Origin of the sequence: Pontibacter coccineus (assembly GCF_030546575.1) — a bacterium.
Classification (GTDB): Bacteria; Bacteroidota; Bacteroidia; order Cytophagales; family Hymenobacteraceae; genus Pontibacter; species Pontibacter coccineus.
Genome location: NZ_JAUOTN010000006.1, coordinates 1 through 12,737 on the forward strand (window position 1 = coordinate 1; position 12,737 = coordinate 12,737).

The 12,737-nt window shown below is 49.1% G+C and carries 11 protein-coding genes and 1 tRNA gene; 7 read left to right on the top strand and 5 right to left on the bottom strand.

The genetic code is table 11. The features are described from left to right. Position 1 precedes the first annotated feature (1 nt). A tRNA-Asp gene (locus Q4E40_RS14330) sits at positions 2-75 on the bottom strand. Between the two features lie 224 nt (positions 76-299). Between Q4E40_RS14330 and Q4E40_RS14335 the strand changes: the two genes are divergently transcribed. The 6 genes from Q4E40_RS14335 (at position 300) to Q4E40_RS14360 (ending at position 4,886) form a co-directional block, all read left to right on the top strand. Continuing rightward, positions 300-1,250, top strand: a complete 951-nt coding sequence (locus Q4E40_RS14335) for an acetyl-CoA carboxylase carboxyltransferase subunit alpha (protein WP_303413102.1) — start codon at positions 300-302, stop codon at positions 1,248-1,250. Between the two features lie 231 nt (positions 1,251-1,481). Continuing rightward, positions 1,482-2,324, top strand: a complete 843-nt coding sequence (locus tag Q4E40_RS14340) for an MBL fold metallo-hydrolase (protein ID WP_303413104.1) — start codon at positions 1,482-1,484, stop codon at positions 2,322-2,324. Continuing rightward, on the top strand, positions 2,324-3,094 hold the full coding sequence (locus Q4E40_RS14345) for a patatin-like phospholipase family protein (protein WP_303413105.1): 771 nt from the start codon (positions 2,324-2,326) through the stop codon (positions 3,092-3,094). The genes Q4E40_RS14340 and Q4E40_RS14345 overlap by 1 nt, the downstream gene beginning before the upstream one ends. Positions 3,095-3,212: 118 nt before the next feature. Then, complete coding sequence (locus tag Q4E40_RS14350) at positions 3,213-3,863, top strand: hypothetical protein (RefSeq protein WP_303413106.1); 651 nt, start codon at positions 3,213-3,215, stop codon at positions 3,861-3,863. Positions 3,864-3,955: 92 nt separating this feature from the next. Next, positions 3,956-4,507, top strand: coding sequence for a 1-acyl-sn-glycerol-3-phosphate acyltransferase (locus tag Q4E40_RS14355; protein WP_303413107.1), 552 nt, complete (start codon positions 3,956-3,958; stop codon positions 4,505-4,507). A gap of 31 nt (positions 4,508-4,538) precedes the next feature. Further along, a complete protein-coding gene (locus tag Q4E40_RS14360) occupies positions 4,539-4,886 on the top strand; it encodes an MmcQ/YjbR family DNA-binding protein (protein ID WP_303413108.1) in 348 nt (115 codons plus the stop codon). Positions 4,887-5,105: 219 nt separating this feature from the next. On the opposite strand, the gene smc is transcribed toward Q4E40_RS14360, so the two are convergent. Next, on the bottom strand, positions 5,106-8,648 hold the full coding sequence (smc, locus tag Q4E40_RS14365; protein WP_303413110.1) for a chromosome segregation protein SMC: 3,543 nt from the start codon (positions 8,646-8,648) through the stop codon (positions 5,106-5,108). Between the two features lie 141 nt (positions 8,649-8,789). Between smc and Q4E40_RS14370 the strand changes: the two genes are divergently transcribed. After that, complete coding sequence (locus tag Q4E40_RS14370; protein WP_303413111.1) at positions 8,790-9,338, top strand: hypothetical protein; 549 nt, start codon at positions 8,790-8,792, stop codon at positions 9,336-9,338. 139 nt (positions 9,339-9,477) lie between these two features. Here Q4E40_RS14370 and Q4E40_RS14375 read toward each other — a convergent pair whose 3' ends face one another. The 3 genes from Q4E40_RS14375 to pckA form a co-directional block, all read right to left on the bottom strand. After that, complete coding sequence (locus Q4E40_RS14375; RefSeq protein ID WP_303413112.1) at positions 9,478-10,143, bottom strand: DUF4159 domain-containing protein; 666 nt, start codon at positions 10,141-10,143, stop codon at positions 9,478-9,480. A gap of 18 nt (positions 10,144-10,161) precedes the next feature. After that, entirely contained in the window at positions 10,162-10,878 is a 717-nt protein-coding gene (locus Q4E40_RS14380) for a 16S rRNA (uracil(1498)-N(3))-methyltransferase (protein ID WP_303413114.1), read from the bottom strand. A 136-nt stretch (positions 10,879-11,014) separates the two neighbouring features. Beyond that, positions 11,015-12,631: a phosphoenolpyruvate carboxykinase (ATP) gene (pckA, locus tag Q4E40_RS14385; protein WP_303413115.1), complete on the bottom strand. Its 1,617-nt coding sequence runs from the start codon at positions 12,629-12,631 to the stop codon at positions 11,015-11,017. Positions 12,632-12,737: the final 106 nt, after the last annotated feature.

The following is a 12,737-nucleotide window of genomic DNA, read 5'->3' on the forward strand; positions in this document are numbered from 1 at the left end:
GCGGTCTGGACGGGACTCGAACCCGCGACCTCCGCCGTGACAGGGCGGCATTCTAACCAACTGAACTACCAGACCAAAGTGTTTTACATTAACGCTATCCGTTAAAGTGTCACAAATGTAGACGGTAAATTTCGATTCTGCAAGAGCAGTGCTATATTTTACCCCTATATTTTTAGCCTGAAACCGTAAGTCGCTCAAAACCAAATATTCTTTTTTTGGAATGCAGGATAAATTTCGAATAATCGCTATTCCATATTCTGAAACTGTTAAATTTGTGATTCAATCAGCAATGAGGATTTATGCTTTTGGATTTTGAACAACCTATAGCGGCCCTGGAGGGCAAACTGCAGGAAATGAAAAAACTGGCCAGCGAAAGCCAGGTAGACGTTTCCGAAGCAGTCAAAGCACTTGAAGAGAAGATAAAGACGCTTAAGAAGGAAACCTACGCCAACCTTACCCGCTGGCAGCGTGTGCAGCTTTCGCGCCACCCCGACAGACCGTATACCTTAGACTATATTGCAGGCATCACTTCTAAGTTTGTGGAGCTGCACGGCGACCGTACCGTAAGCGATGACAAAGCGATGGTGGGCGGTTTTGGAGATATAGATGGCCGTAGCGTCATGTTTATCGGGCAGCAGAAAGGTCGCAACACCAAGCAGCGCCAGATGCGTAACTTCGGCATGGCCAATCCGGAAGGTTACCGCAAAGCACTTCGCCTGATGAAAATGGCGGAGAAGTTTGGTCGTCCTATTGTGACTTTCATCGACACGCCGGGCGCTTTTCCGGGTCTGGAGGCAGAGGAGCGTGGACAGGGCGAGGCGATTGCCCGTAACCTGAAAGAGATGTTCATGCTGAAAGTGCCGGTGATCTGTATTATCATAGGAGAGGGTGCCTCAGGCGGTGCGTTAGGTATAGCCATCGGTGACCGTGTGATGATGCTCGAGAACACCTGGTACTCGGTTATTTCACCTGAATCCTGTTCATCTATTTTATGGCGTAGCTGGAACTACAAAGAGCAGGCAGCCGAAGCCTTGAAGCTGACTGCAACCGACATGCTGCAGCATAAGTTAATTGACGGCATTATTAAGGAGCCACTGGGCGGAGCGCACACTGAGCCAGATAAAATGATGCGCGCCCTAAAGAAAGAGATCTGTAAAATGCTGGATGAGTTGGAAGGTATAGCGCCTGAAGATCGCATCATGCAACGCATCGACAAGTTCTCTGCCATGGGCGTGGTACAGGAAAGCTAGTAAGTAATAAAGGAAGAAAGTTAGAGCCATAGCGAGCTACTTTCTAAGTTTCATTTCTTCAAAGATACGAGAGGTGGTTAGGCATTTTGCTTGGCCACCTCTTATCGTTTTACTAACTTTAGTCCCTAGGCTAATTAGTTAAACAAAGCCGAGTTTACTTACATAATCATAAGCGAGATGACCGCTTTTTTTAACTTTCCGCCTTTCTAACTTTTTAACATTGTAACTCAGATGAAACTGCACGTAATTGATACCGGGTACTTTAAACTGGATGGTGGCGCCATGTTTGGGGTTGTTCCCAAGTCGCTTTGGCAGCGTACGAACCCTGCTGATGAAAACAACTTATGTACCTGGGCCATGCGCTGCCTGCTGATCGAAGACGGCAATCGACTTATTCTGATCGATAATGGCATTGGCGACAAGCAGGATGCAAAATTTTACAGCCACTATTACCTGCACGGTGAAGCCACACTTGCCAAATCCCTGCATGCGGCGGGCTTTTCGCACCAGGATGTGACCGATGTTTTTCTGTCGCACCTCCATTTCGACCATTGTGGAGGCGGCGTAAAGTATAAGAACAGCGACGGTGCCCTGGAACTGGTTTTCCCGAATGCCACCTACTGGTCCAATGCTGACCATTGGAAATGGGCCACCGAGCCGAATGCACGGGAGAAAGCTTCTTTCCTGAAAGAGAACATACTGCCCATGCAGGAAAGCGGGCACCTGAAGTTTGTAGATCCTTCTAAACCATCTCCTTTCCCGCAATTCGACATTTTCTACGCTGACGGGCATACAGACAAGATGATGGTGCCGATCATCACCTACAAAAACCGCAAAGTGGCATTCATGGCTGATCTGCTGCCTTCCACGGGCCATATTCCGCTGCCCTATGTGATGGGCTACGACACACGCCCCCTGTTGACCATGGATGAGAAAGCCCGTTTTCTGAAGATGGCGGCTGACGAGCACTTTGTGCTATACCTGGAGCATGATGCCGTGAGTGAATGCTGCACCGTGCAGCACACCGAAAAAGGTATTCGTCTGGACTCAACTTTTTCACTTAGCGAACTTTAATGAAGAAAATTGGGCTGGCGTTGTCAGGTGGCGCTGCCAGAGGAATAGCTCATTTAGGAGTACTCAAGGCATTTGACGAGCTGGGTATAAAACCGGCTATACTTTCGGGAGTGAGCTCCGGGGCTATCGCTGCGGTGTTCTATGCTGCAGGCTATAGCCCGGATGAGATACTGCGCCTTATAAAAGAGCTGAAAATTTACCGCATCATGCGGCTGGCCATCGGGCAGGTGGGTATACTACACCTCGACGCAGTTGAGAAGCTATATTACCGCTACCTGGGTGAGCAGGCCACATTTGAAGGCTTGGACATACCGGTTATCATCGGAGCAACCGACATGCATGCGGGTGCCACCGTCAATTTCTCTAGCGGCGAACTGGTCAAACCGCTGATTGCTTCTTCTGCAGTTCCCATACTGTACAGGCCTGTGCTATACCAGGGTATGTTACTAAACGACGGCGGACTGCTCGACAACCTCCCGGCTGAGGCATTGATAGGGAAGTGTGAAGTCATAATGGGAGTGCATAGCAACCCACTGAACCATGATGCACGCATCACCAGCCTGCGGAGTATGATAGAGCGAACGGCGCACCTGGCTATTAATAACAATGTGCAGTTACGCCGTCACCTATCCGATTTTTTTATAGAGCCACCCGAGCTAAAGCATTACAGACTGATGAGTTTTAGTAAGGCGGATGCGCTCTTTGACATTGGCTATACCTACACCATGAGCATAAAGAAGGAGTTGTTGCAGGCAGCTAACATAAGTTAGAACAATTCAGCGAAAAATATTTCTTTATCTAATGTTATTTTGATAATATTAGGAAGATAAATATCAATCTATTTTTCGTTTTGCCCGTAAAGACCTGCATATGCAATCCTACTCTACTATGCTACAACGCACCTTTACCCTTATTGTAGCCCTATTTTTTTTATCTGTTTGTTCACTTAGGGCCCAGGAAAACGAAAGCTCGCTCATCAGAGCTAAAATCAAGCATGGCTCTCTATTGTTGGGCGGTAACCTCCAGGGGAGTTACCAGGTCACGTCCAGCGAATTAAACAGCACAGGTCAAAAGGTTGATGGGCGCCGCATCGATTTTAATTTGCGCAGTAAGAACGGTTATTTTGTTCTCGAAGATTTGGCAGTGGGGCTCGACCTGAGTGTGCTGCACCAGAGTAACAAGCTTACTAGTGTGTCAGATAGGGTAAGCGAGCCACGAAGGGAGACGTTTGTGATGGCGGGGCCTTTCCTTCGCTATTATATGCTCAATGGCGTCTTCGGCGAGCTAACTATGTTGGCGGGTCTTCATAATTTCAATGACGTTGATCAGAAGTACAAATCCTTGGAAGGTGGCGTAGGACTGGGCTATGCGTTTTTCCTCAACAGGCAGTTTTCTTTGGAGCCGGTGCTCTCTATGCGTTATTTCCGCAAGGTAGACCGGGACGGAAGGGCTTATAGCGAATTTGGTCCGATGATCGGCTTCGGATTACAAGCCTACTTACTGCGCCAGAAATCCCATGTGATCAAACGCGCCCTCTAGGGTTCTGATTTAACAAAGAATATACTATATTTGAAATGCTAATCCTGACTCTCTGATTGAGTCAAGGATTAGCATTTTTTTATAGCCTTTTTATGTTAGCAAAAGCAATTTCAAAACTTATCTTCAAACTAGCAGGCTGGAAGTTAAATGGCAACCTGGCGCCCGACCAGCGGCGTTGCGTCATGGTGGCCGCTCCTCACACCAGCAACTGGGATTTCATTTTCGCCCGCGCCGCCTTTTACATGATGGAGGCCCCCATACGGTTCACGATTAAGAAGGAGTTTATGCGGTTTCCTTTTAGCGGTCTTCTTAAATCGATGGGCGCCTTGCCTGTCGACCGCTCCAAAAATACCCGCATGGTAGACGCCATGATCAAGATCATCAAGGAAACACCTGGTGATATGTGTGTGCTCGTAACACCGGAAGGAACCCGGAAATATCAACCGCGCTGGCGGCTTGGTTTTTACCATGTGGCCATCGGTGCCGGTGTACCTATTGTGCTTGGCTATGTCGATTATGCGAGGAAGGAGGCAGGTATAGGGCCTTCTATTTACCCGACGGGCGATGTGGAGGCTGATCTGGAAAAGATCAAAGCTTACTACCGCACCAAGCAAGGCAAGTTCCCGGAGAATGGTGTATTGTAGTGCACTCGATTTTAAAGACATTAATTCTCAAATGGATATAGAAAAATTAAGAGCCTTCTGCCTTAGCCTGCAAGGTGTAACGGAAGACGTGAAGTGGGGACATGACCTTTGTTTCCTGATCGGGGGCAAAATGTTCTGCGTCACAAGTCTGGAGGGCGATCCAAGCATTTCCTTTAAGGTGCCAGATGCTGATTATGATGAACTGTCGACCTCAGCAGGTATCATACCGGCACCTTACATGGCCCGTAATAAATGGGTACAGGTACAGTCCTGGGACAGGCTGACTGAGCAAGAGTGGGAAAGTTATGTTAAGCAATCTTATACAATCGTCAAGTCGAAGCTGACAAAGAAGCTGCAAAAGGAGATTGAAGCCTTATAGGTATAGCGTGCTTGTGGGCTGATATATGAGGTATAGGTATAGGGTGCTTTCTTTAAAAACCAGTTTCAGTAAGCAGTTGGTGCCGGGCTAAGGTATAGCACAGGTATAACTCAGCTTTTGAATCTTCTGATGTTTTCTCAGCTATTCACGCTAAGTACACAAAACAAAGGAGCCGCTTTAGACAAGCGGCTCCTTTTATTTTTCAGGTATAACCAATAGCTAAGCGATCTGCCTCAAGTCTACAGGTATAACCCTGGATATACCAGCCTCGATCATAGTGATGCCGTACATCACGTCCGTAGAGGCCATCGTGCGCTTGTTGTGTGTTACCACAATGAACTGCGACTCGTTCGAGAAGGTGCGGATGATGTTGTTGAACTTGTCGATATTCGCATCATCCAGAGGCGCATCTACCTCGTCGAAAATACAGAACGGTGCTGGCTTGAGCAGGTAGATGGCAAAGAGGAGGGAGATGGCCGTCAGAGTCTTCTCACCGCCTGACAGCTGGTTGATGGTCAGCGGTCGTTTGCCCTTCGGCTGCGCCATGATCTCGATACGCGACTCCAGCGGGTTCTTTGGATCGGTCAGCACCAGGTCGCAGTTATCTTCTTCGGTGAACAGGCTGCGGAACACGCGAATAAAGTTCTGCTTGATCTCGTTAAAGGAAGACAAGAACTTTTCCTTCGCCACAGTATCGATCTCGTTAATGGTATCGATCAGCGCATTCTTGGCATTCACCAGGTCGTCACGCTGCTCTGTGATAAACCTGTTGCGCTCTTCGATCTCGGTATAGGCTTCGGCAGCCATGGCATTGACCGGGCCCATTCTATCCAGCGCTGTCCTGATCTCGCTGATGTTCTTGTTCAACTCTTCGTTGCTCAGCTGAAATAGCCCATCGTGCTCCAACTCAGGTATAGGTTGCTCCAGTTCTTCGGTAGCAATGTTAAACTCTGCTCCCAAACGTTCCTGCACCGACACAAGCTTGATGCGTGTATCGTTGATGGTCTGTTGCATCCGCATCAGGAGTTCATCGGCATTCTGGCGCTTGCGCTGCAGTTCCCGAATGGTTTTGTCTTTCTCGTCCAGTTCGCCACGCAGGCTGAAGTATCTCTTTTCTACTTCCTCTAACTCGTAGCCGAATTCACGACGGGCTTCCACCATGGCTTGAACCAAGGCTTCATTTTCTTCAATGAAATCCTTTGCCTCAACCGTTTCCTCCTCAGACTTCTGCATTTCCTGACGAAGGCCTTCGATACGCTCCTGGTTCGTTTCTACCGTCTTCTGCTTGTAGGTGATCTCCTGCTGTAGGGAGCCAAAGCGGTTTTTGAGCTGATGAAACTGAATGTTCTCCTGGTTATACATACCCGAAATCACCGTGATCTGCTCTTGCTGCAGGTTGATCTGCGACGAAAGAACTGCCAGTTGCTCCTCCAGCTGCTTCAGCTCCTGCATGTCTTCCTCCGCCTGAGGCGATACCTGCTGACTCTGCACGTATAGATCGTCGAGGCGCTGCTGGAGTTCCTGCTGCTTCTGAACGAAGTTTTTGCTGTTCTGCTGGTGCTGCTCGTTTCTGATGCGGACCGTGAGCAGATCCTGCTGGAGTTTGGCAACTTCTTTTTCCAATTGCTTGATCGCCTCTTTTTGGGATTCGCTGCGGTAACTGAGCAAAATCTGCTGCTGTGCGTTAATGCGGCTTTGCATCAAATCCACTTCCTGCTGCAGCTGCTCCAACTCTTCGGCCAGCTGCTCCAGGTTTTGCTTACGCCCCAGGCGACTGCCATCAAATAGACCCACGGACCCTCCTGATAAGCTGAGAGGCTTCTTGATAGCGGAGCCGTCTTTCAGGATGATCGTGCGGTAATCCTCTGTTGAAAAATCCTCTTCGCTTTCATCGCTGATGTACACGTTGCGCAGCATGTACTTAAGGAGACTGCTGTATTTTTTATCTGCTTTTACTACTTCAAATGCCGCTTTCAGAGCTCCATCACTGAACGTAGCCGTCGGCTCCAGTTCTTCAATCTCGGAAAGGATGATAAAGTTTGCACGACCCTTGTTGTGCTGCTTAAGCAGGGCAATGGCATCCACAGCATCTTGTAGTTCCTCTGCCACAAAGAAGTTCATGTAGGGCTCGAGGTAACTTTCGATAAGCGACTTATACTCAGGCTCACATACAATAATGTCAGATAGGAGAGGAGCCGGTTTGGTCCAGTCGTCTGACTGCGCCAGGTACTTGATCGCCTCCGGAAAACCTTCCATGTTCTCAACCAAGGATTTGGTGAGACTGTATTGGTTTTGGCGTGCGTCACGCTTTCGGTTGAGCGCTATCAGCTGTTCCTTCAGGCCCTCAATGTCGGCTTCTGTTTTCTCCACGTTCTGCAGCAGCGACTCTTCCTTTGCTTGCAGACTCACCAGGGTAGCGGTCTTATCTTCGAGCTCAGCCTGTGCCTCATGCAGTTGTTCCTGCAGTACGGCCGCATCCTCGTCTGCTGTCAATTGTTGCTGCCTGATTTGCTCCAGGTCCTGTGTCAGGTTTTGGATCTGTACCTGACTGATCTCAAGGGATTTGTTCAGTTGAAATACGGCATTCTGCTTGCTGCGCTGTTCCTGTGACAACTCCTGGAAAGCTTCCTGCAAACTCAACTTCTGCTCGTTAGCCTCCTGCAGTTGCTCTTTAAAGGCGTTCACCTGGTCTTCGGCACCTGCAAAGCTATCCTGTACCTGCATCAGTTCGTCACGCAGCTCCACAATGCTTTCCTGGGTGTGCTCCAGGTTTGCGGTATCCTGACTGATTTGCTGGCGCAATTGCGTCATGCGCTCCTTCAGGAAGTTGCTGCGTTCTGATTTCAGTTTAATATCATTCTCCAGCTGGCGCAATTTGGCAGTCTGCACCTGCATGGTTTTCTGCATCTCGGCCAGCTGCTCCTGCGTCAGGTTAAGCTCTGATTTCTGATCGGCAATGGCGTCTTCAGCTTCTGTTACCGCCAGCACATAATTTTCTTTCAGTTCGGTTTCGCGCTGCACATCCTGCTCCAGTCGCTCCAGCGTTTGCTGGTACTGGTTGATGTTGCGACGGGCAAACTCCAGGCTGAATTTCTTATAGTCAGCTTTTAGCTGGAAGTACTTAATCGCCTGTTTAGCTTGCCGCTCCAGCGTCTTCATATTCTTGCCGATCTCGAAGAGCACGTCTTCAACACGCTCCAGGTCGGCATCGGTTTCTTCCAGTTTCTTCAGCGTTTGCTTTTTGCGCACCCTGAACTTAGAGATACCGGCAGCCTCTTCGAAGAGTAATCGTCGAGAGTTTTCTTTATCGTTGAGGATCTCGTCCACCATCTTGAGCTCAATGATGGCATAACTATCTGAGCCTATACCTGTGTCGAGGAAGAGTTCGTTGATGTCCTTCAGTCGGCAGGTCACACCGTTGAGCATGTACTCGCTGTCGCCATTACGGTAGTATTTGCGCGTAACGGTTACCTGCGAGTACTCGGTGGGGAGGATGCCTTTGTTGTTGTCGAAGGTAATGGACACTTCGGCCATCTGCACCGGCTTGCGGGTTTTGGAGCCGTTGAAGATCACATTCTCCATTTTGTCGGAGCGCAGATTGCGAGTCTTTTGCTCGCCCAGTACCCAGCGGATGGCATCCACGATGTTGGACTTGCCGCAGCCGTTCGGGCCAACTATACCTGTGATACCTTCATCAAAATTGATGACAACGCGGTCACCGAAACTCTTGAATCCTTTAATCTCTAATCTTGATACTTGCATTCGCGTCAGCGGAATCTATTCAAACCAAACTCAAAAATAAGACTAATTTGTTTACCATGTCACAAGGGGCTAGTATAAATATGCAGGAGGGATGCGGGTGAAATACATTAATTCTGGTATATTTGATAAGAGACCAAGCACATGGAAGATTTTAAACTGATCCTGTACATACTGGCTATTGTGGCCTACTTTATTTATACGGCCTGGCGCAAAGCCTTCAAGACACCGGACGAAGATGGCAGACCTCCGGCCCCGAAGGAGCGACCCGTGCAGGAGCGTCCGACGCCAAGGCCTGTACCTACCACCTCGTCACAGCCCCGACAGCAAAGACCGATGGCACCAGCTACTTCGTTTGAGGATATTCTGCGCGAGATGCAGAGTAAAATGGAGCGGGCAAATGAGCAGCATAAAGCCCCTGTAGAGCAGCCGAAACCAGTCCTGCAACCAATCTCGAAGCCGGTTAGCAAAGAGCGTATACCTAATCGTGCGCTCTCGTTAGAAAATCCTGAACAAGCCCGTCTCTATAAACAGCAAAGGAAGGAACGACTGGCCGCTGCCGATGCCCTCTATGAGTCAAAGAAGCAAGAACGGAGGGTAGTTCCGAATGTTTATGGGGAGTTGCTGCATAATCCACAGTCTATTCGCCAGGCCTTCATTTTTTCAGAAATTTTTAACAGGAAACAGTACTAGCTATACCTGAGTGCTACTGAAAGGCGATGCGTTACGCTCCTCTGAATTGGTTGAATCACCTCAAGAACGAATAGTTTCTGCTGCTAGTAGGGGTGAAGTAAGTCTTGCTGGTTGACTCAGGTATAGCGTACATAATCTACTATAAATACTGCGTGAGGGCATAAGCCAGGATATTGGCGCCCATCTGAAGCGCTTCCTTTCTTTTGTTTTCGGGGTCATTGTGTACTTCCGCATCTTCCCAGCCATTGCCTAAATCTGTCTCGTAGCTGTAGAAACAAACCAACCGGCCTTTGTGGATGATGCCAAAGCCCTGTGGCGGTTTGTTATCGTGCTCGTGAATCTTAGGGAGGCCGTTCTTGAAGGTATACTTCTGGCTGTAGATCGGGTGATCAAAAGGTAATTCCACAAACTCGTATTCCGGGAATACCTTCTTCATCTCTTTCCGGATGTACTGGTCCATCCCGTAGTTGTCGTCGATGTGCAGGAAGCCGCCGCTGACCAGGTAATTGCGCAGATTCTGGGCCTCCGCGTCTGAAAACACCACATTGCCGTGCCCCGTCATATGTACGAAGGGGTAGGTGAAGAGCTCTGGACTGCCTACTTCCACCACACCTTCTTCCGGGGCGATGTTCATGTTCAGGTTCTGGTTGCAGAACTTGATCAGATTGGGCAGGGAAGTTTTGTTTGCATACCAGTCACCGCCTCCGTTATACTTCAGCTTGGCAATCTTAAAGCTATACTTCTGCTGTGCAGCCAGCACACCACAAAACAGAATGAGGTATAGGAACAGGAGGGAGCGCTTCATAAGTCAGAAGTTTTAGGTTTATAACGGGGCGTAGATATCGTGTAGTACGTGCAAGGTATGGCAGGCGACCAAAGCCGCCGTTTCGGTACGCAGCCGGCTCTGGCCCAGCGTTACGGGCTTTATACCTAACTTATAAGCAGCAGCTATTTCCTCGGTGGAAAAGTCACCTTCCGGGCCGATCAGGATGCAGTGCTGTCGGTTTGGCTTATAGTAATCCCGGATCGATTTGGTCACATCGTCTTCCAGGTGCGCAATAAAGGTATCTTCAGGTATACAGGTCTGGATGAATCGCTGGAAAGGCGTTAACTCGTTCAGCAATGGGAGATAGCCCTTTTGCGACTGTTTCATGGCGCTCACCGCAATTTTCTCGATGCGGTCGAGCCGAAGCTGCCGGCGCTCGGAATGTTCACACTCCAGAAAAGTGATTGCGCTGACGCCGATCTCAACGGCTTTTTCCACGAACCACTCGATACGCTCGATGTTTTTGGTCGGAGCCACGGCTATGTGCACGTAATAGGGGAGTTTGCCATATTCAAGCTGCTTGTCAATTATTTGCAGCTGGCAGCGCTTTTGGTGCGCATCCTGTATGATGGCCGTATACTTATCGCCCCGTCCGTCTACCAGGTATACCGTGTCGCCCTGCTGCAGACGCAGCACACGGGTACAGTGCTTCGATTCATCTTCGGGCAAAGTATAGATTTCTGAACTGATGTCGGGTGTATAGAATAAGTGCACGATATGATCGGTTGGTGTATAAAGCCTGTTACAGGTATACGAATGTAGACATTAATATAACACGGAAACAGGCTGATGTTCATAAAAAAAGCCTTCCCACTTGTGCAGGAAGGCTTTTTTATACTTTGGAATCAAGTTAGTTGATAGAAACCTCTACCTGAGGAGCTCCTGCCAGAATGTCTTCGTTTGCGTAGTCAGCGTATTTGCTGAAGTTCTTCACAAACTTAGAAGCCAGGTCAGTAGCCTTCGCGTCGTACTCTTCTTTATTGGCCCAGGTGTTACGTGGGTTCAGAATTTCTGCCGGAACGTTCGGGCAAGTGTTTGGCATTTCCACTCCGAAGATAGGGTGCTTCGTGTATTCCACGTTGTCAAGCTCACCGTTTAGCGCAGCCGTGATCATAGCGCGGGTATAAGGCAGCCTCATACGAGAGCCCACTCCGTAAGGACCACCCGTCCAGCCGGTGTTCACCAGCCAAACGTTCACGTTGTTCTCGCTCATTTTCTGACCGAGCATTTCCGCGTACTTGGTAGGGTGGAGCGGCAGGAAAGCAGCACCAAAACAGGCAGAAAACGTCGTCTGAGGCTCTGTAACGCCTACTTCCGTACCAGCAACCTTCGCTGTGTAGCCGGAAATGAAGTGGTACATGGCCTGGCTGGTGTTCAGTTTCGAGATGGGAGGCAGTACACCAAAGGCATCCGCCGTCAGGAAGAAGATGTTCTTTGGAATATCAGCTCTGGATGGCTCTACCGCATTGTCGATGTGGTCGATAGGATAAGCCGTACGCGTGTTCTCTGTAACAGACTTATTCTCGTAATCTACAGTGCGCGTGCCCTCTACAAAGCGCGTATTCTCCACGATGGCACCAAACTTAATGGCATCCCATATCTGTGGTTCTTTTTCGCGGGTCAGGTCAATTACTTTGGCGTAGCAACCACCTTCGAAGTTAAATACGCTATCAGCCGTCCAGCCGTGCTCGTCGTCACCGATCAGGCCACGGTTCGGGTCAGCAGACAAGGTCGTCTTGCCCGTGCCGGACAGACCAAAGAAGATAGCCGTGTCGCCGTCTTTGCCTACGTTAGCAGAGCAGTGCATGGACAGGGTGTTTCTCTCTTCCGGCAGGATGTAATTCAGCACGCCGAATATACCTTTCTTCATCTCACCTGCGTAGCCAGTGCCACCAATCAGGATGATGTTGCGGGTAAAGTTGATGATCGCAAAGTTAGCCTGGCGTGTGCCGTCTACTTCCGGGTCAGCCTCAAACTCAGGGGCGCAGATAATGGTGAAGGCAGGGTTGTGGTCTTTAAGCTCTTCTTTCTCAAGACGCAGGAACATGTTGTTGCAGAAGAGGTTATGCCAGGCCTGTGTGTTGATGATGCGCAGGTCAAGACGGTAGTCGGGGTGAGCGCCTGCATAGGCGTCGCGCACATAAAGGCGACGGTCTTTGAGGAAATCAACCATTTTGTCATAAAGTCTGTCGAACTTCTCCGGGTCGAACGCAATGTTGATGTCGCCCCACCAAACGGTGTTTTCGGTTTTGGCATCCTTCACCACAAAGCGGTCCTTAGGAGAACGACCTGTAAACTTGCCTGTGTCACACATCAGGGCGCCAGTGTCAGTGAGTGTGCCTTCGCCATTTTTCAGAGCCTCTTCCACTAGTTCGGCAGGCGTGAGGTTCCAGAGCACTTCTTTCGCTTCTTTGATGCCCAGGCTCTCCAGACCTACTTTACCTGATTTATTACCAGATTCTTTCATTTGAAAATAAAGGGGTTTAAGTGAACTGTTTGTTTCACAACGGTGCTACAAAAATATAAAATATTAGATATTAAAATAAGTTTAGTCGCTATAATTAAAAAAGAGG